Source organism: Aestuariibacter salexigens DSM 15300 (assembly GCF_000429145.1).
GTDB classification, from domain to species: Bacteria; Pseudomonadota; Gammaproteobacteria; order Enterobacterales; family Alteromonadaceae; genus Aestuariibacter; species Aestuariibacter salexigens.
In genome coordinates this window covers 1-18602 of record NZ_KE386852.1, presented here as the reverse complement: position 1 = coordinate 18602, position 18602 = coordinate 1, and the positions used below count along the sequence as shown (strand labels likewise).

General features: G+C 49.4%; 17 protein-coding genes. 7 read left to right on the top strand and 10 right to left on the bottom strand.

Annotated elements, in window-relative coordinates; all coding sequences use genetic code 11:
- Nucleotides 1-20: 20 nt before the first annotated feature.
- Complete coding sequence (locus G441_RS0116475; RefSeq protein ID WP_051275681.1) at nucleotides 21-1871, bottom strand: sensor domain-containing diguanylate cyclase; 1851 nt, start codon at nucleotides 1869-1871, stop codon at nucleotides 21-23.
- A 100-nt stretch (nucleotides 1872-1971) separates the two neighbouring features.
- Between G441_RS0116475 and G441_RS0116470 the strand changes: the two genes are divergently transcribed.
- From G441_RS0116470 to G441_RS18980, 4 genes are all read left to right on the top strand, one after another.
- Nucleotides 1972-3318: a serine hydrolase domain-containing protein gene (locus G441_RS0116470; protein WP_051275680.1), complete on the top strand. Its 1347-nt coding sequence runs from the start codon at nucleotides 1972-1974 to the stop codon at nucleotides 3316-3318.
- 140 nt (nucleotides 3319-3458) lie between these two features.
- On the top strand, nucleotides 3459-4889 hold the full coding sequence (locus G441_RS0116465) for an MFS transporter (protein ID WP_026377350.1): 1431 nt from the start codon (nucleotides 3459-3461) through the stop codon (nucleotides 4887-4889).
- Between the two features lie 92 nt (nucleotides 4890-4981).
- The gene (locus G441_RS0116460; RefSeq protein WP_051275679.1) at nucleotides 4982-6709 is read left to right on the top strand and encodes a glycoside hydrolase family 3 protein; all 1728 of its coding nucleotides are present in this window, start codon (nucleotides 4982-4984) and stop codon (nucleotides 6707-6709) included.
- Nucleotides 6710-6775: 66 nt separating this feature from the next.
- A complete protein-coding gene (locus G441_RS18980; protein ID WP_051275678.1) occupies nucleotides 6776-7663 on the top strand; it encodes an alpha/beta hydrolase family protein in 888 nt (295 codons plus the stop codon).
- Nucleotides 7664-7667: 4 nt separating this feature from the next.
- Here the strand turns inward: G441_RS18980 and G441_RS18975 are convergent, their stop codons facing one another.
- The 3 genes from G441_RS18975 to G441_RS0116440 all read right to left on the bottom strand — a co-directional run bounded on the left by G441_RS18975 (nucleotide 7668) and on the right by G441_RS0116440 (nucleotide 10287).
- Entirely contained in the window at nucleotides 7668-8684 is a 1017-nt protein-coding gene (locus G441_RS18975; protein WP_051275677.1) for a serine hydrolase domain-containing protein, read from the bottom strand.
- A gap of 11 nt (nucleotides 8685-8695) precedes the next feature.
- Entirely contained in the window at nucleotides 8696-9079 is a 384-nt protein-coding gene (locus G441_RS0116445) for a VOC family protein (RefSeq protein ID WP_026377348.1), read from the bottom strand.
- A 65-nt stretch (nucleotides 9080-9144) separates the two neighbouring features.
- A complete protein-coding gene (locus tag G441_RS0116440) occupies nucleotides 9145-10287 on the bottom strand; it encodes a pyridoxal phosphate-dependent aminotransferase (protein ID WP_026377347.1) in 1143 nt (380 codons plus the stop codon).
- A 138-nt stretch (nucleotides 10288-10425) separates the two neighbouring features.
- Here G441_RS0116440 and G441_RS0116435 point away from each other — a divergent pair, with 138 nt between their 5' ends.
- Together G441_RS0116435 and G441_RS0116430 are read left to right on the top strand one after the other, a co-directional pair.
- A complete protein-coding gene (locus G441_RS0116435; RefSeq protein WP_026377346.1) occupies nucleotides 10426-11085 on the top strand; it encodes a hypothetical protein in 660 nt (219 codons plus the stop codon).
- Between the two features lie 99 nt (nucleotides 11086-11184).
- The gene (locus G441_RS0116430; RefSeq protein ID WP_026377345.1) at nucleotides 11185-11376 is read left to right on the top strand and encodes a hypothetical protein; all 192 of its coding nucleotides are present in this window, start codon (nucleotides 11185-11187) and stop codon (nucleotides 11374-11376) included.
- Between the two features lie 10 nt (nucleotides 11377-11386).
- Here the strand turns inward: G441_RS0116430 and G441_RS0116425 are convergent, their stop codons facing one another.
- Genes G441_RS0116425 through G441_RS0116415 form a run of 3 tightly spaced genes read right to left on the bottom strand, consistent with a single transcriptional unit; the run spans nucleotide 11387 to nucleotide 14431 of the window.
- Entirely contained in the window at nucleotides 11387-12133 is a 747-nt protein-coding gene (locus G441_RS0116425) for an SDR family oxidoreductase (protein ID WP_026377344.1), read from the bottom strand.
- Between the two features lie 8 nt (nucleotides 12134-12141).
- On the bottom strand, nucleotides 12142-13218 hold the full coding sequence (locus tag G441_RS0116420; RefSeq protein ID WP_026377343.1) for a phosphotransferase family protein: 1077 nt from the start codon (nucleotides 13216-13218) through the stop codon (nucleotides 12142-12144).
- Nucleotides 13211-14431 carry an acyl-CoA dehydrogenase family protein gene (locus tag G441_RS0116415; protein WP_026377342.1) on the bottom strand — a complete coding sequence of 407 codons (1221 nt, stop codon included), beginning with the start codon at nucleotides 14429-14431 and terminating at the stop codon, nucleotides 13211-13213. The genes G441_RS0116420 and G441_RS0116415 overlap by 8 nt, the downstream gene beginning before the upstream one ends.
- A gap of 102 nt (nucleotides 14432-14533) precedes the next feature.
- Between G441_RS0116415 and G441_RS0116410 the strand changes: the two genes are divergently transcribed.
- The gene (locus G441_RS0116410; protein ID WP_026377341.1) at nucleotides 14534-15457 is read left to right on the top strand and encodes a LysR family transcriptional regulator; all 924 of its coding nucleotides are present in this window, start codon (nucleotides 14534-14536) and stop codon (nucleotides 15455-15457) included.
- Here G441_RS0116410 and G441_RS0116405 read toward each other — a convergent pair.
- The 3 genes from G441_RS0116405 to G441_RS0116395 all read right to left on the bottom strand — a co-directional run.
- Nucleotides 15435-16013: a thymidine kinase gene (locus tag G441_RS0116405; RefSeq protein WP_026377340.1), complete on the bottom strand. Its 579-nt coding sequence runs from the start codon at nucleotides 16011-16013 to the stop codon at nucleotides 15435-15437. The two genes, G441_RS0116410 and G441_RS0116405, sit on opposite strands and share 23 nt — an antisense overlap.
- 49 nt (nucleotides 16014-16062) lie before the next feature.
- Nucleotides 16063-18108 carry a putative bifunctional diguanylate cyclase/phosphodiesterase gene (locus G441_RS18970; RefSeq protein WP_051275675.1) on the bottom strand — a complete coding sequence of 682 codons (2046 nt, stop codon included), beginning with the start codon at nucleotides 18106-18108 and terminating at the stop codon, nucleotides 16063-16065.
- Nucleotides 18109-18288: 180 nt separating this feature from the next.
- Nucleotides 18289-18602, bottom strand: a 314-nt coding sequence (locus tag G441_RS0116395; protein ID WP_026376279.1) for an integrase core domain-containing protein, incomplete at its 5' end; no start/stop codon positions are given.

Sequence of the window (18602 nt, the reverse complement as noted above, 5' to 3'; positions counted from 1 at the left end):
GCCTTAGGTGGCCGGGGCATTCACCCTTCAATCACTTTATTACGACCTGCCTGCTTGGCTTGGTACAAGGCCTTATCTGCCTGATTGATCAGGTCTTCGAGAAGCTGTTTATCAGTCTGGTGGGCAATTCCTATGCTGGTGGTGAACGTTAACGGACCGTTATCGGTGTCGATAGTCAACTCACTTACTTCACTGCGCAGCCGCTCTGCTAACCTCACTGCATTTTCTTTGTCACCACACACAAGCAAAGAAAACTCTTCCCCACCAAGACGGCCAAAAATATCGCTGTCACGGATATGATGATTGACCAGCTCCGCAAACGCTTTTAACGCAATATCTCCGGTCTGGTGACCAAATTTATCATTAATATCCTTGAAGTTATCAATATCGAACATCAACAGGCTGAACGTAATATCGGTAAGACGGGCCCGCTGCAGCAAGGCATCGCTATCGCTCATAAAACTGCGACGGTTGCGGGTGCCGGTTAACGCATCGGTATTCGCTTCTATTTCAGCTGCCCGCTTAGCCTTTTCTAACTGGCGTGTACGTTCAGCGACCTGACGCTCGAGCTCAGCTGTGGACCTTTCCAACTGTTCGGTATATTTATTTTCGGCTATATCTTTCTGCAGCCGAATGCGGCGCACTTTCAAGCCCATTGCCGCCATGATCACCATGACTTCCGTGTAGGACGCAAAAAATGGCCAGTAGTAGTTGAACAGATTGTGCGGCACAAAGCCCAGATCTCTGAATGCCTGTACGCCTAACCCCAGCATGATGAATCCCCATGCCAGGGCGAACACTCCCGCTTCTTTTGAGCCCTGGCGCAGACGCAGCACACCCGCGAAGAAATTAACCGGATACAGTAACAGAGCTAAAGTAATGCTAATCAGTGCCAGAGCTTTAATGTGCAATAGCGCCCCAATAATCAATACCACCGCATTAAGCTGCATCAGCACAAGCACGCGATCTAATTTAGGCGTGAACTGCTTGGTTTGCAGAAACATACGGGAAAACACTAATCCGCAAAAAATCGACAGGCCACCGCTGACAGACATATAACTCCAATGGAAGTTATCGGTCAGGATAAAACGGTGGGTCAGACCGAAAATAGTTGACCAGGCGATGATTTTAGACAAACAGTAAATGGCATAGGCAAAGAAGAACTTTTCGTGGGAAGAGACGCCGGCAACCAACGCCAGTAACGCGACGATAAAGAATCCGCCAAATAAAAATGCCATGCCGCCGGTTTCCAGGTCGGTAAAGTTGGCAAATGCCGAGTCAGACCACAATCGTAAATTAGGAAATACAAACCCTTTACCCTTAGAGCCTAATTTGACGAAAAAATGCTGTGTCTCGCCAGCAGCTAATTCAGCTGTGAACGCAAAGCGGTGATGAGCAATGACACGTTCAGAGAAAGGACGATCGAGGCTCACATCTGCAATTTGTTGATATTCAACGGCAGCATCTCGGCGACTATAGGCCTGTAATGTGATCAACTGATGATCGACATACTCAACGATAATTCGCTGCTCAGATGGTGCTGGGTTTTGCAGGCTGAATGCTATCCAGTACGCGCCTAGTTGAAGCCCCGTGGAGCCTGTATTTGAGGGCTGGGTAAACTTTCCTTGTTGCCATAACTGTTGAATGTCTGTAAGTACTTGCTGACCTGTTGGATCGTGTAGCAGAGTGAAATGTTGGTCTAACCTTTCGCCGCTAATGTCTTGCGAGACGATAATGGGTGAGACGGAAGGCGAATTTGATAAAGCCTGTGCGCTAAACATTAAGCTAAGCCCGATAATAATCAATCGGACCACGAATGATGCGCGACCTGGCGCGGTTAATATAGCGTTATAAATCACGCGAACTTTCACAGAACTGCTAACTTAATAGAGAATAGCATAATGTTATTACTAACCACACCATGTAGGTTTTTCTGGTGTTGCGGAATCTCATCAAAAGGAAGCATGGAGCATGTTTAAAAAACAAAAAGGCAATGTTCTGGCTAACGCGGTTTTTCTGCTGTTTGCCGTGACGGCCACGGCAGCCTGCGCAGACAAACAGTCAACTGAAGTATTGGATGGCAACGCGTCTGATGCAACTGTAATAGGGTGGATGCAGGGCTTTCCACCGGCGAAGGATAAACGCATCACGCAGCCTGATAGCAACTTCTTTAGCTTTCCAAAATTGCGCTGGTCGGTCTGTCATATGCAGGAGCTATTGCCAACCGCGACAATCAAGCGAGACCCATATGCATATCGCCCACTGCCATACAAACTTCTTAGTAGTATTGATGATGTCGCATTCATGCCCCTTGATTCGCAAACCAGCATGACCTGGAAGCAAAGCCTGTCGGTCAATTACACAGATGGCCTACTGATACTTCACAACGGCCATATCGTTTATGAGTATTACAGCGGTTGCCTGACACCTCATACCCTACATGCGGCCATGTCGATGACCAAGTCGATAACCGGTTTACTGGCGGAAATCTTGATTGCTGAAAAGTATCTGGATGAACAGCAGAACGTGTCGGAAGTCGTCCCTGAATTAGCGGGCTCTGCGTTTGCCGATGCAACAGTCAGACAGGTCATGGATATGACTACCTCACTGGATTACAGCGAAAACTATGCTGACCCTCAAGCAGATATCTGGAAATATAGCTATGCTGCCAATCCACTGCCAAAGCCCGCAGATTACCAAGGCCCCATTGGCTACTACGAGTACCTGCAAACGGTCAGGAAGAAAGACCAGCACGGCCAAATTTTTGGTTATAAAACCGTTAACTCAGATGTACTCGGCTGGATATTGTCGCGTGTAACGGGCCTTTCGTATCAACAACTTGTTAGTCGGTATCTCTGGCAACGCGTGGGTACAGAACATGATGGTCTGGTTACCGTGGATGGTCTGGGCACTGCCTTTGCCGGAGGCGGGATAAGCGCCACACTTCGCGACCTGGCCCGCATTGGACAACTCATGCTGCAACAAGGCCGCATCGACGGCGTACAGCTAATCCCCGCACAGGCAATACAGAGCATTCAGCAGGGGGGGGATAAGAGCGCATTCGCTAAATCAGGATACACATCGCTGCCAAATGCCAGTTATAAAAGCATGTGGTGGGTGTTTCATAATAAACATGGCGCGTATGCCGCAAGAGGTGTGCATGGACAAACCATCTATATAGACCAGTTTGCTGATATGGTCATCGTGCGCCTTGCTTCTCATCCCAGTGCAGGTAATGCGGCCAATGATCCTACTTCACTGCCAGCCTATCAGGCGGTCGCTGAACACCTTATCAAGCAAGGTACGCAGGACAAATAGTCGATCGTAAAGTGAATCGAAGGTTGGGGTAAGTCCATGTTATCGCGCTATAAGTTCGTGTCATCTCTATTCATGCCACTTCGTTTGGTAAATGACTTACATTAACCTGTAATTTACATCTACGGACAGTTGTTAACAGTATGTCGCATTACCAGACCCCAGCAAAAGATCGTGTTCCGCTGATACAAAAAGCCTCATACGGCACAGGCACCCTGGTGCTGAATTTGTTGCCTGCGGCGCTGGGTATTTTTGCGTTCTTTCTGATCACTGCCTTTGGCGTTGACCCCCTGCTAGCTGGATTGCTGGGCGGCTTACCGAGGCTGTTCGATGCCCTGACCGATCCTATAATGGGGTTCATCACCGATAACACGCGGTCACGCTGGGGGCGGCGACGTCCTTACATCGTTATTGGCGCAATATTAAGTGGCGTGTGCTTTGCGCTGCTATGGCAGCTTAATCCAGAAAATTCTCAGCAATATACGTTCTGGTATTTCCTCCTGTTCTCACTGGCCTTCACTATCGGTAACACCATGTTTGCTACGCCGTTTGTTGGTCTGGGTTATGAGATGACCGCGGATTACAACGAGCGAACCCGATTGATGGCGTTCTCCCAGTTCATGGGGCAAATCGCATGGATGATTGTACCGTGGTTCTGGGTGCTAGTGGCAGACCCTGACCTGTTCGAAAATCAGGCCGAAGGCGTACGGCAAATGGCGCTTTGGGTCGCCGGATTCTGTATTGTGCTGGGTATCGTGCCTGGCCTTTTCTGCAAGGGCATTGACAGCGGAAAAATTGAAAATACCGCAGAAATCTCGTTTAGAACCATGGCGAAGAACCTGATGGGCGTGCTTCGCGCCATCGGTCAGGCGTTTAAGAACGCGGCGTTTGTGAAACTGTGTGGAGCCACATTCCTGGTATTCAACGGGTTCCAGTTGGTCGCATCATTTAGCTATTTTATTATCGTTTTTCACATGTTTAACGGCGACTATGGAGCAACCGGTTCTTGGCCTGCCTGGTTTTCTACCATCAGTGCGATGGTCACCGCTTTCATGGTTATCCCGATTGTCAGTTGGATGGCGAACAAGTGGGGCAAGCGCAATGCTTTTATCATTGCCACACTCATTTCAGTGGTTGGTTATACCCTGAAATGGTGGGGGTTCAATCCTGATAACCCCTGGCTCATCTTTATGCCTATCCCACTGATGTCCTTTGGCATTGGTGGCCTGTTCACGCTGATGATGAGCATGACCGCCGACGTCTGTGATCTGGATGAGCTCAAAAACGGCATGCCTCGCAAAGAAGGTACGTTTGGCGCAATTTATTGGCTGATGGTGAAATTGGGACAGGCGCTGGCCCTGGTCTTGGGCGGTCTAGTATTGAAATTGGTCGGGTTTGATGAAGGGGCTGCGACACAAACCGTAGAAACTATGACGCGTCTGCGTTTGGCTGACATATTAATTCCAGCAGGCACGGCCCTAGCGGCAATTGGTGTGATGTGGAGCTACGACATAAGCGAAGACCGTGCTCATGAGATTAAAGAAGCACTGATTGCCCGACGTGGTGAGATTTAATGATAGTCCGTAAGTCACATATAATATTTTTGTCACTACTGACGTTCCTCTCTGGTTGCGCGACCTTTTATCAATCCCAAAGTGATAAAGTCATGTGCCAATGGGGAACTGAGCAGTTTGATTTGTGCCAGTTTGATACCAAGCAGCAGCGCATTGAAGCACTGCTTGCAGCGATGACACTAGATGAAAAGCTGGGCCAGATGACCATGTCAATTTGGCATAACAATGTCACTCCCGAGATCATTCGTGAACGTTTCATTGGTTCGATTATTCACACCGAGGGGCCTGTGCCGGGACCAACTGCTTCAGACTGGATGGATAAGTTTGATGAATTCCAACGAGAAGCGATGAACACTCGACTGGGTATTCCACTGCTTACCGGCGTCGATGCAGTGCATGGACAAAACACTTTCGAAGGTGCGGTGATTTTTCCACATAATATTGGTATGGGCGCAACTCGTAACCCTGAATTGATCCAGCGGGCCGCAGAAATAACCGCTATAGAGGCGGCGGGCACGGGTTTTAGCTGGACGTTTTCCCCCTGTATTGCCATGCCTGAACACGAACACTGGGGGCGGGTATATGAAGGATTCACTGAAGATCGCGACCTAACTATTCAGGCCACCATTGCCTCAATCAGAGGTTATCAGGGCGAGCACTTGTGGCACAGGCACACAATCGCTGGCACAGCCAAACATTATCTCGGTGATGGGGCAACGACTGGCGGCGTCGAGGGTGGCGATGCTGTGTTGAGCGAAGCCGACATTCGTCAACGCCATTTGCCAACCTATCAGGCAGCGGTTGAACAGGGCGTTGCCTCCATTATGGTGGGCTTCAATTCGGTGAATGGCATTCCTATGCATCAACACCGTTATCTGGTGCAAGACGTCCTGAAAGATGAGCTGGGATTCGAAGGCGTTGTGCTAACGGATTGGAATGGCGGCATACGTTTCGGTGAGCCACATACCGTAATCAACGCCGGTGTGGATATCGCCATGCAGCCAGGCAATCACGATGAGTTCCTGACCAAACTGAAAGCCTCGGTACTAGACAACACGGTATCGATGCAGCGAATTGACGATGCGGTAAGACGCATTCTGACCATGAAATATGATCTCGGCCTGTTCGCCGACCCTTTCGCTAAGCGAGAATTTGCCGAGCAAATTGGTGCCCCAGAGCATCGCAAAGTGGCTCGTCAGGCGGTCAGAGAATCCTTAGTGCTGCTGAAAAATGACAATAGTGCCTTGCCGCTGGACCGCTCCGAGTCCATCGCCGTGGTCGGTGAACATGCCAATAACAGCGGCCTGCAGAGTGGCGGCTGGTCTATTCACTGGCAGGGACAAAAAGAAAGCTATGCTGGCGCCAGTACCATACTTGACGGGATTAACGAATTTGCGGGTAATGTCGAGTTTAACGTAGACGGGTGTTCAGCCGATATGCAGGCTGACAAGGTTGTCGCGGTGGTCGGTGAACTGCCCTATGCAGAAGGGTTAGGCGATAGCGATGAGCTGTGGCTCAGTGAGACGCATAAAAATATGATCAGGCAGTGCGCAGAGATGGGTAAGCAGGTCATTACCGTGTTGATCTCTGGCAGACCCTTAATTGTGAATGACGAACTTGAGATAAGTGACGCCTTTATTGCCGCCTGGTTGCCGGGATCGGAAGGTGCAGGCGTTGCTGACCTGTTATTTTCCGTTAATGGCTTTACTCCTAAAGGAAAGCTGCCGCTGGCATGGCCTGCCAGATTTGGAGATCTGCCGTTGTCGCAATACGATGACAAGGCGCTGTTCCCCTATGGTTACGGTATGCAGGCATTTTAATAAAAGTAAAATAAATCTGTGCAAGGAAGATTGGCGTACACAATGTGTCGATGCAAAAGGTGCGCTGTGTATTACGTTTTTATTATCGTCGTCTTATTTCTGACCGGATGCTCGGGCTCTGAGCAGTCTTCTCAGCCTGCAGTTGAGGATTTTACTCAGCAGCCGGTTGCTCGCCATTACGACTTTTATGAGCGCGCAGGTTCACTGCAATCTTACGCAAGCGTATTAGCTCTGCCTTACAACCTGCCCGATGCAATACAACAATACGGCGCAGACAGTTTGCAACGCATAGAATATTGGCAGGCAACTGCGGTGCAGGGAAGGGAGTCTCTGCCCGCACTCGTTTTTGTGCATGGCGGCTGCTGGTCAAATAGCTTCCGTATCGATCAAACTTACCCTTTTGCAACCGCGATGGCGTTAAACGGTTTTCATGTCTGGTCTGTCGAATATCGCGCTACTGGCGACCCCGGCGGCGGCTGGCCCGGCACATTTAATGATGTTCAGGATGCTCTACAAAGTATTCTCGGTCAGACAAATCCGCCATACGGGCAATGGGACTACGTGGTCATCGGCCATTCAGCTGGCGGGCATCTGGCATTACTGGCAGCCTCTACTCTCGCAGACAATTTTGATGTGGTGGGTCTGGCTGCGATTGTCAATTTTACAGACTATGCAAGACTTTCGGGCAGCTGCAGTGCGCTGGCGCGAAGCTTTATGAATGGTTCGCCGGATACCATCCCTGAGCAATATGTGCTGGCCTCGCCAAATATCGAGCGCTTAACTGGGAGGACTACGCTGTTTACTGGCGGTAGGGACAATATTGTCCCTGAATCAGAAGCTCGCGATTCTGGTTTACCCTATCAAATTGATGCTGAGGCTGGTCATTTTGACTGGATCTACCCAGGCACCGAGAGTTTCGATACGTTATTGTTCTATTTGTTAAGCCTGGATTGATATATCAAAGCGTGTCGAGAATATCCTGATAAGTATCATTGGCTATCTGCTCACTGTCGTCACCTGTTGTGCTGACAAATTGCACCACTACGGTATCGTTGCTGACATTATAGCCAGCAACGCTCTGGTAGCCAGGCAACCAGCCAGAGTGTTCAAACCAGTATATGTAGTGCTGCCTCTCTTCCGCTGACAATAGTGAGCCATCATTCAGTGCGCGTATAAAGCGCCCCACATCACTGGCAGTCGCGACCATTGAGCCACCGGGGATCTGATAGTCCTGTCCTTTTCTGTTCAGACCCTGCCAGTAACCACTGATTAGCTGTTCATCAAAATCTGGCTGATAGGTGTTGAACGTATGCTGAAGTTCGAGAGGATCAAGTATTGCCTGCTGGATATAGTCACGATGGCTAAACCCCAATACGCGGTCCATCACCCTGGCAAGTAGCAGATAATTGGTATTGGAATATTCGTAGCGGGCATCGGCCGCAAAATCAGCCGGCAGGTCGTAAACCAATGCCAGGGTTGCCTCTATATCCTGATGAGCATTTTGCCAGCTAAATCCTGGCGCACTGTCAAAGTCTGGTATCCCACTTCTGTGTTCAACGAGGTGGCGTATTGTCGCTTGCTCTGCATTGGCAATGCGTCCGCTCAGTTCGGGCAGCCACAGTGAGAGAGAATCATCTAGGCCGATCACATTTTCAGTGACCAATTTGGCCACGGCAACGGCGATATACAGTTTACTGATACTGGCAATCTTAAACAGATCCTCTGCATTGACAGGCCGTTCAGATTCACGGTCATAATGGCCGGCGGCATAGTGAGTAATGTCACTACCGTCGTCTATATACACGATAATGCTATCCAACCCCTGGTTGGCTGCACCAATGACGATTTCGTCAATGGTGCGCTGTGGAGGTTGCGGTGCAGGAGTCTCGGGAGATTCTGTGCCAGCTCCTCCGCCGCAGGCGGTTAATGAAACAAGGGTTGCTAAAAAAGCAACCCAAACATACGTTCTAATCACAATCGTACTGACTAAAAAGGCATTGGCTTAGTTAAACAGAACACATTCAGTTTGTTGCCGTCCAGGTCACGAAAATAACCTGCATAAAACCAGTCATTTCGCTGTCCTGCTGGCCCTTCATCTGTTGCACCCAGTTCTATTGCCTTATTGTAAACAGCGTCAACCTGCTCAGGCGTTTCTACTGCAAGAGCGACCATGCTGCCATTACCGACGCTGGCAGGATTGCCGTCAAAGGGGGCGGTAAGTGCTAGTGAGGCCTTCTCTGGATCGCTCGCCCAGGCAATAAACTGCTCTTCTTCCATCATACGTTTTGCACCTAGTAGCTCACAAAGCGCGTCGTAAAACGCCGCGCCACGAGCTAAATCATTGGTTCCTAGCGTGACATATCCAATCATGTTATTTCCTCTCCTGATAAGGTAGAAATAACTATAGTGTAAACTGTATAAATGTACAGCTCTGTTTATACCCAGCCGCGCTCTCTAAATTCGAGCAATAACTGGCTGAATTCTCGCATGTCATCCAGAGTACCTATGGAAATGCGATTCCAGCCGTCCTCCTCCGTCATACGACGGCCGACCATCACGCCATTTTGACGCATTCTCTGTGTGTACTTATCCAGAGGACTGTTAATTTTATGCAGGACAAAGTTGGTGTGGCTGGGTATCCACTCTAGTTCCAGCGTCTTTAATGTTGCTAGAAGATGCTGTTTGGCCTGTTGGTTGGATTTGATACTGTGCTGGTAAAATGCGTCGTCCTGCAACGAGGCAGATGCTGCAGCTATACCGGCAGCGTTAAGATTAAAATCAGCCCCCAGTGTGTTGAGCTTACTGGCCAGATTTTTGCGTGCAATACCGTAACCTACCCGCAGCCCTGCCATCCCGTAAACCTTTGAGAATGTGCGCGCAATAACCACGTTTTCCGCGCCATCGAGGACGAGCCCTAACATGCTACTGTAACCATTCGAATACTGTGCATAGTCGTAATATGCTTCATCAACCAAAAACAGGTGACTGGACGGAGCTCGTTTGATCCAGGCCGTTAGCGCTTCGCTGTCCACAATAGTCCCGGTGGGGTTGTTCGGATTACAGATATTGATAACAACCGCCCCGCCTACCTGATTTGCGGCGTTTTCAAGTGCAGATAAATCTGTCATAAAATCATTAGTGACAGGGACCTTGATGACCCTGACACCCTGTGACCCGGCATTGCCGGCCAATGCCCCAAATGTAGGAGAGGGTTCGACAACAGTCGCATTATTCAATGCCGCATAACGGCTTACGGCCTGAATAACCTCCGTTGAACCATTGCCAAAGATAAGTTGTTCACCCTTTACTCCATGTTTGGTTGCCAGTTGTTCTCTTAGAATATCGAGCAGCGGGTCGGCATAGCGATTTCCAGATGAACGGGTTGCATTGATGGCGGCCTGCATGGCTTGTGGTGACATCCCCAGCGCGTTTTCATTAAAGTGAAGTTGCAAGGCACGCTGTGACTGACGCAGTCGTTCTGTGCTGGCCAAGGCTGATGAGATGCCCAGATGTGATGAAGCTATCGCAAGGCAGACGGCACGAGATGAAAGCGATAAAAACTGGCGTTTGGTTAACATAACGGTGAGCACAGTGGGGTGGTGTAGATATCAAACTGCCATATTCAGGTTGAGAGTGCAAAGAGAACTAACAGAGGCATTTTCAATGTCTGGGTAAACGATTACACTTTGCATGTTGTTTACCTCACGGGAAAGGCCATGAAGCTGTTCGTTCTCATTTTTACATTGTTAACTGCTCAGTCTGTATTCGCACTGCAGGAAAATGGGGAACAGCCACTGGACCCTCACTACGTGGGGGTCCATGGCATGGTATTGTTTGGTAATGGCTCAACACTGTACGCATCGCTGATGCCTGATTATGAACAGCCTCATGATGCACAGATTATTTATCGGGTATTCTCAGACAGTGTGGCACTCAATGTCCTGGTTAGAGATGCCGATTTGGTCACCATCCGCCCGGATGTATTCAACCTTGAGCGCCTGATGCGTGCACAATCATTTGAACACAATGTCGATGTGTACATGGGGAATTATCAAAGAGACGGGATGCTGACCTATGAAGATATGGCGTTGCGATTTGACCAGCAAGTATACTTTCGTAAGTTAGAGAACCTCGAAAAATCCAGTAAACAAATCACCTACGATGTCGTACCCATTAAGAATAATGCTCGTCTTGCGGTGCACCGTATCCAACAGGCGCCCAGTTTTGATCACATTGTGCTGTTGTTTCAGGATCTCAACTGCCTGACATCTTTCAATGCATCCTCTGCAGTGCCGAGAGAGAGCGAACTGCTTGCTAAGCTCAGCTTTTGTGGGCCAATGAAGCCGGTATATTACGATAGCTACGATTTTCGATAACTACGTCAGAATGGTTGGTAAGTAACACTGACTGGTAATCTTGGTGCTGTTTGCTACGTTTATAGTATCTAAGTAAGCGTGGCTGTTCAGGTTGTCATCATGGACATTATGCAAATCAAACCCGGCATGTTGCTTGACTATCGAAATGCGACGGTCGAAATCCTCGATGTTGATGAGGATTTAAATATGGCGCTGGTACGCAGGCAGACAGACAGCGCCCAGTTCACCGCCTCCTGTGATGAGCTCAATGAAAATCCACAAGCTCACGGGGACGGTTTTCATTATTACTGAGCCTGTGGGCTCAACTCATCTTAGCCAGCCAACGTAACGGCACCACCTTAAATAAATACCGCGCTATCGCCCAGGGCCAAAAAGGTACAAACGCATTGGCCGGTTCTTTGTTGATAGCCTTTACCATTGCCCGCACCCCTACGTCTGTATCAACGATAAAAGGCACCTTCTTCACTTTTTCGTTAATTTCGCTGCGAATAAAGCCCGGATGTATGGTTGTCACTTTGATAGGGGTGTCCAACACATCGATGCGGATACCTTCACTAAGTGACGTCAGTGCGGCTTTGGTTGCCGCATACACGGTCATCGCTCGACGAAAACCCCGCGCCGCGCTAATCGACGATATGGTGACCAGATGTCCGTGATTTTGCGCACGAAAAATTTCCATTGCTGCCTCGCACTGAGCCAGCGCAGAGACGAAATTGGTGACGGCGGTCTGCTTGTTTGCATAAAAATAGCCTGTGCCGATAGAAGCGCCTTTGCCCATCCCTGCATTAACAATGATCCGGTCTAATTGACCGAGCTCCTGATGAAACTGTTTAAACACGGCAAATACCGCATCGTGATCATCGACATCAAGACAGGCAATGCTGACGTTTATGGCCGGATTAATGTCAAGCAGTTCCTGTTGCAGCGCTTCCATCCTTTCCATACGTCGTGCACACAGGGCCAAATGGCAGCCCTGTCTGGCAAATTCAATCGCCATGCCTTTACCAAGGCCCGAGCTGGCTCCGGTGATCAAAATATTTTTACGCATGTTGTGTCCTAGCTAGCGTGTTTTATCAGCCGCGTGCAGCGTCTGAGTAAGTAATGCACGAAAATCCAGTAATGTTTAAAGGCTGGATTCCGCGTCTGTTTATGATGATATCGATAGTATATCTGCTGGGCGATACCTGCCAAACGAAACAGACCATATACCTGATAGAAGGTGAAGTCGCCAATCGGTATACCCGTTTTCGCTATATAATAGTCAATCACTTGCTGACGCGTCAGCATGCCTTCCAGGTGAGTCGGCTGACGACGGGTTTGCTGCGCCAGCCAGTCATCATCGGGTTGTACCCAGTACGCCAACATATTTCCTAGATCCATTAACGGGTCACCTAACGTCGCCAGCTCCCAATCAAGCACACCAATGATGTTTTCAGGCTGCTGCGGGTCCAGCACCAGGTTATCAAATCTGAAATCGTTATGGGTCAGGCAAATGCGCTCGTGAGCTGGCATGTTGTCCTGTAGCCAATGCATAATGTTGTTTGCGGATGGCACATTCCAGGTTTTAGCGTTCCGATATCGCGTACTCCAGCCGCTGATTTGTCGTTCAATATAGCCTGTACCCTTGCCCAGAGACTGCAGCCCGGCCTGTTGATAATCAACCTGGTGTAAATCAATTAGCGCATCCAGAGCGTTGTGACAGAGTTGTCGAACGTGTTGTGTCGACAGGGTTACCGAGCGCGGCAGGTTTTTACGCGGAATAATGCCAGTAAGCTTTTCCATCACATAGAAGTCGCTGTTCAGAACCTGCTTATCAGTGCAGACACCCAGCATGGCAGGTACAAGGGGATAGACCGGCTTCAGCGCCTGCTGCAGATGATACTCGCGCTGCATATCGTGGGCGCCTTTTGCTTTGGTGCCCTCTGGCGCCCGTCGCAGTATGATATTGCGATTGGCAAAAGACAGGCAGTACGTCCAGTTGGAGGCACCGCCGCTGTATTGACGCACGTGGGGCGCCCCCTCAAGATCAGGAATGTGTTCTTGTAGCCAGGGCAGCAAGGTATCCAGCGGTAACATCTCTCCCGGTCTGACCTCGCCGGCACTGTCTACGCCGCGCTGAACACTATCAGGCATACTTCTTTAGCTCCAGTCGGGATACCATGCCTTTATGCACTTCGTCCGGACCATCTGCCAGCCTTAATGCCCGTGCGCCTGCAGCAAAACGTGCCAGCGGGAAGTCTGAGCACATGCCCGCACCGCCGTGCAGCTGAATGGCCATGTCGACAACGGATTGCAACATGTTTGGCACGACAACTTTAATTGCTGAGATCTCTGTCATTGCATTCTTGACGCCCAGGTTATCAATCTTCCAGGCGGCGTGCAGCGTCATCAAACGCGCCTGATCAATCGCCATGCGTGCGTCGGCGATACGCTCCGCATTACCGCCGAGCTTAATCAGTGGTTTACCAAAGGCCACCCGACTGGTGGCCCTGGTCATAGCCAGTTCAAGCGCTTTTTCAGCCATGCCAATCGCGCGCATGCAGTGGTGGATGCGACCGGGCCCCAAGCGACCCTGCGCAATACTGAATCCGGCGCCCATACCCACCAGCAAATTATCTTTGCTGACCCGCACGTTATCAAAATGCATTTCGCCGTGACCGAATGGCGCATCATAGTCGCCGTAGGCATCCAGCATGCGCTTAATAGTAATGCCTTTGCTATCCAGCGGCACAATGACCATGCTGTGTTGATGGTGCTTGTCATTTTCTGGATTCGACAGGCCCATAAATATAGCGACTTTGGCGTTCGGATGGCCAAGACCGGTTGTCCACCACTTTTTGCCGTTAAGCACGAGCTCATCGCCCTGCAATTCAATAGTTGCGGCCATATTGGTGGCATCAGAAGAGGCAACGTCAGGCTCAGTCATACCAAATACGGAGCGTATTTCACCGCTTAGCAAAGGGGTCAGCCAGGTGCGCTTCTGTTGTTCATTACCGAAATGATAGAGCACTTCCATGTTGCCTGTATCAGGTGCATTGCAGTTGAATATTTCAGAGGCAAACAAGCAGCGACCCATCTGTTCGGCCAATGGGGCATATTCCAGCGTTGTCAGTCCCTGTCCCAGTTCGGCATCAGGAAGGAACAAGTTCCACAAGCCTGCCTCACGAGCCTTTTGCTTAAGTGGCTCAATCGCAGGGTGTATGGTCCACGTCTGCCAGTTGCCATGTCCATTGGCAATATGGTTGTCGTGATACACGGCATCCTCAATAGGTTCGATATGCTGTGTCATGAAATCTTTCACGCGAGTAAGATAATCCAGCGTCTTTGGCGAATGGGAAAAGTCCATGGGTGGCTCCGTTTACTGTGACTCCATCATGATAGTGAATTGTCTTAGATGAATAAAATGAACTATCATCCTAATAAGATATGAATTTTATTCATGACATGCATGCAAAATAACGCATTGTTCACCAGGCTCGATCTCAATCTGCTTAAAGTGTTTGAGGCCCTCTATCAGCATCGCAACATGACTCGTGCTGCCGATGTTATGCATCTTACCCCATCTGCCATCAGTCATGCCGCCAGACGTCTTAAAGATTTATTAGACACGCCGCTGTTTGAACGACATGGAAATATGATGTTGCCGACACCGGCGTGCGAGCGACTGGCGCCGGACATTCTTAGTGCGCTGGCACACCTGCGGGGTGCATTTCAGCAGTGGGAGACGTTTACTGCACAGACGAGTCGACAACGGTTTGTGATTGCCATGCCAGAGGCGCTAGAGCTGATTGTGCTGCCTCCTCTGATGCGTACGGTACATCGGCAGGCTCCTTATGTCAGTCTCAGCAGTGTTCGGTTGGATCGCAATCAGGAGTTTCGTGATCTGGCGACCGGTCAGATTACATTAGCACTGGATGTCGCTCGACCGGTCAGCACGCCAATTCATCATCAGTTGCTGCAGAAAGACCACTATTGTGTGATGCTACGCCGGCATCATCCATTGATGTCAGGCCTCACCCGGCAGTCCTATCTGGACAGTACACACGTGACCGTATCCCATCGCGCCAAGGGTGCCACAGTGGACGAGCTGGCGCTGCGTCAACTAGGTATAGAACGTACAGCACAATGGCGTTGTCAGCATTATCAGGCTGCTGTTGCCATTGTTATGCAAAGTGATGCGTTGTTGACCATTCCTGAATCGATTGCCGGTGGTTTGAATAATGGCGAGCTTATACAGTTACCGCTACCGTTTGAGATACCGCCGATAGAAACCCATGTGTACTGGCATCAGCACGCGGATGAAGACCCCGCCCATCAGTGGCTGCGCGACAAACTAGTCGAAATCTGGCCTAATCCCACACCAGAGCTTTGAAATGTTTGCGGCACATGGACTCATAGCGATCATTGCCGCCTACCTGTACCTGCGCACCTTCTCTGACCGGATTACCCTGTTCATCACTTCTCACCACAAAGTTTGCTTTGCGACCGCAGTGGCAAACGGTCTTGAGCTCAAAGAGTTTGTCTGCCCAGGCTAGCAGATAATGACTGCCCTCAAAGGTTTCGCCCATAAAATCGGTCCGCAAGCCATAGGCCAGGACCGGAATATCCAGTTCATCGACAACATCGACTAACTGTCTGACCTGCGCTTTGGTCAGAAACTGTGCTTCATCGATGAATACGCAATCCAGCGAATGATCGCGGTGCAGCTGCTGGACGCTATCGAACAGATCAGTAGAGGGTTGAAATAAGTGTGCTTCAGCCTGCAGACCAATTCTCGACGCCACCTTACCCTTGCCAAAGCGTTCATCGACGGCGGCATTGAACACTGCCGTCTTCATGCCTCTTTCCTGGTAATTGTAAGCAGATTGCAATAACGAGGTGGATTTTCCGGCATTCATCGCCGAGTAATAAAAATAGAGCTGAGCCATGGTGAGTAGTAGTAAGTAGTTTAATGACTAACGAGAGCGCTATAGAGTATCACGACGCCTCAGGATGGGTTGATTTTTGTTGCTCAAACTCATTCGCCCAGGTAAGCAATGCAGAATTGCTAATGGGTTTTGAATAGTAATATCCTTGCAAGCTGGTTACGCCCATTCTCCTGAGCTGATCGGCCATTTCAATGGTTTCTATCCCTTCTGCAACGCAGTCACAACCAAGCTCACGAGCGATAAAGATGGTCGCGCGTATGATAGTTTCACTACCGGCACTGAGGTCTTGAACGAAGCTGCGGTCAATTTTTATGTGGTCAACATCCAGGGTCTGTAGCTGACTCAAGGATGAGAAGCCGGTACCGAAGTCGTCGATAGATACCTGTACACCGCGCTGCTTGATAAGCTGAATTTGAGCGATAGCCTTCTCTTTATTATCTGCCAGCACTGATTCGGTAATTTCAATGTGCAGACGCTCTGCTGGCAAGCCGCTGCTGGCCAGGGCGCGATCCAGAATATCCAGGAAGTTGTCGTCAAACAGTTGAATAACCGACACGTTGACGGACACCGGCGGTGCGCCGCTGAATTCCCAGCGTGAGGCGTCGATGCAGGCTCGATTGAGCACCCATGCGCCTATTTCCCTTATAAGACCTGACTGTTCAGCCAGCGGGATAAAAACGTCTGGACCTACCGGTGTGCCGTTAAAGTCCCAACGTAAAAGCGCTTCAACCGCCCATACACCCTCTTTCTGAGCGTTTACGATTGGCTGATAAACCAGATGCAGCTGCTTGTTCTCGATGGCATTAACCAATCCGTCTTTTAGTGCCTGCTGGTCTTTCAGGCGGGCATATAAATCGGTGTTGAATACTGCCGGCTCAATACGTCCCTGACGTTTTTGCTCGTACATGGTGACATCAGCCATCTGAATCAGTTCCATGGCGTTATCACTGTGCTCCGGGAATAATGAGATACCAATTGTGGCGGACAGTTTGAGCTGATTGGAGGCCAGTGTAATCGGCTGATGGATACTGGTTTCAATGGCTTGCGCGACTGACAGAGCGGAAGTCCGGTCTGTATAAGGCAGCACAATCAGAAACTCATCACCGCCCCAGCGGCCTAAATGCTGTTCCTGACAAAATGCACTCAATCGCGAGGCCACTTCCTCAAGCACTGAATCACCTAATTTATGTCCGAATGCATCGTTGATTTGTTTAAATCCGTTAAGGTCGATAAACAACAAGGCGACGGCGTGCTCAAGCTCTGCAGCGGATTCCACCAGATTTTCTACCTGTGATGTAAACGCGGTGCGGTTTAATAGCCCCGTCAGTGGGTCGACGCCAGACAGCTGAAAAATCTTTTCGGTACGTTTTTCAATTTCCTGCTCAAGATCGATTTGCGTTTGTTGCACCAGTTCTTTGGTTTTCTCCAATTCTTGCTGTTGCTGTTCTGCATCACGTTTCAGGGATGCTACCGCAGCGTTTAGCTTTTCATTATTGTGCTTAAAGATGAAAGCATCGGCGATAAAACTACTGGCCCTGAAGGCGTTGATAGCAATCGCTATACCGAACAAAATGCCAATATAGCCAAGCAATCTCAAATGGTCATATTGACCAAAAATACTGCAAACGGAAAAAGGCAATAACAGCGCGACTGCATAACATATGGTTAGCGTTTTACTTGCTGCTAGGGAGTTTGCAGCACCGCCTACCATAGCGGCCAAAATAACCAGTGTGACGGTCAGTTCAATATTATTATTTTGCAGAAAGAAATAGGCGAAGACTCCATATCCGCCCCAACATATGGCGGTCAACAAAATCCCGAATGCAAAGCGAATAAGCGCCGCGCTGGCATTAAAATGTTGACTGTCGCCATTTAATTTAAAATAAAAATAGTCAGCCAGGCGCACCATGCTAAGCGCCATTAACGCCATCCACCACATCAATTTGGCGTTGTTGTATTCACCACCAATAAAGCCAAACGCCAACACACTGGCGACCAGAATAGTCACCAGAAGCCCGTTAAAGCTATTGGTGTAGAGTAATGCTACTTTTTCAGCAACCGGATAGGTGGTGCGTGATCTGTTAGTAATTATCACTATTGAACTGCCACAACATGTAACGAGCAATCGATATCATTCGACATCCCGTGCACGCGCATTGGTTCCCGCAATTGCGTTTCATACGTAAGTCTTATGAACTTTAGCAGGAAACTGTCAGTCGATACAGCAAAGTGTGACAGTGATGACTAGTCCTAAAATAAATTGACACTTTTTAGGTTACGTAAACGCCCGGTGTACTTCATCGGGCGTTTTGTATTTTAAGGCCATATGTGGCCTTTGCTCATTATAGAGCGCTACTGACTCTGCCACCATTTTCTTTGCTTCTTCCAGATCCCTTGGCTTCGTTACTAGGTATTCCATTTTGAGTATTCCGTTTATTCGCTCGGCTAATGCGTTCTGATAACAATCATATCCGTCAGTCATAGAACATATGATTCCATGTTTAATGTGCAGTCGCTGATACTCTTTGGAGCAGTATTGTGCTCCTCTATCTGAGTGGTGAATGAGCTTCCTTTGAGTACATCGGCTCC

Excerpts from the sequence above, each read along its gene's own strand:
- G441_RS0116470 (WP_051275680.1), top strand. The coding sequence starts at position 1,972 with ATGTTTAAAAAACAAAAAGGCAATGTTCTGGCTAACGCGGTTTTTCTG.
- G441_RS0116465 (WP_026377350.1), top strand. The coding sequence starts at position 3,459 with ATGTCGCATTACCAGACCCCAGCAAAAGATCGTGTTCCGCTGATACAA.
- G441_RS0116460 (WP_051275679.1), top strand. The coding sequence starts at position 4,982 with ATGTGCCAATGGGGAACTGAGCAGTTTGATTTGTGCCAGTTTGATACC.
- G441_RS0116445 (WP_026377348.1), bottom strand. The coding sequence starts at position 9,079 with ATGATTGGATATGTCACGCTAGGAACCAATGATTTAGCTCGTGGCGCG.
- G441_RS0116440 (WP_026377347.1), bottom strand. The coding sequence starts at position 10,287 with ATGTTAACCAAACGCCAGTTTTTATCGCTTTCATCTCGTGCCGTCTGC.
- G441_RS0116435 (WP_026377346.1), top strand. The coding sequence starts at position 10,426 with ATGAAGCTGTTCGTTCTCATTTTTACATTGTTAACTGCTCAGTCTGTA.
- G441_RS0116430 (WP_026377345.1), top strand. The coding sequence starts at position 11,185 with ATGGACATTATGCAAATCAAACCCGGCATGTTGCTTGACTATCGAAAT.
- G441_RS0116425 (WP_026377344.1), bottom strand. The coding sequence starts at position 12,133 with ATGCGTAAAAATATTTTGATCACCGGAGCCAGCTCGGGCCTTGGTAAA.
- G441_RS0116420 (WP_026377343.1), bottom strand. The coding sequence starts at position 13,218 with ATGCCTGATAGTGTTCAGCGCGGCGTAGACAGTGCCGGCGAGGTCAGA.
- G441_RS0116415 (WP_026377342.1), bottom strand. The coding sequence starts at position 14,431 with ATGGACTTTTCCCATTCGCCAAAGACGCTGGATTATCTTACTCGCGTG.
- G441_RS0116410 (WP_026377341.1), top strand. The coding sequence starts at position 14,534 with ATGCAAAATAACGCATTGTTCACCAGGCTCGATCTCAATCTGCTTAAA.
- G441_RS0116405 (WP_026377340.1), bottom strand. The coding sequence starts at position 16,013 with ATGGCTCAGCTCTATTTTTATTACTCGGCGATGAATGCCGGAAAATCC.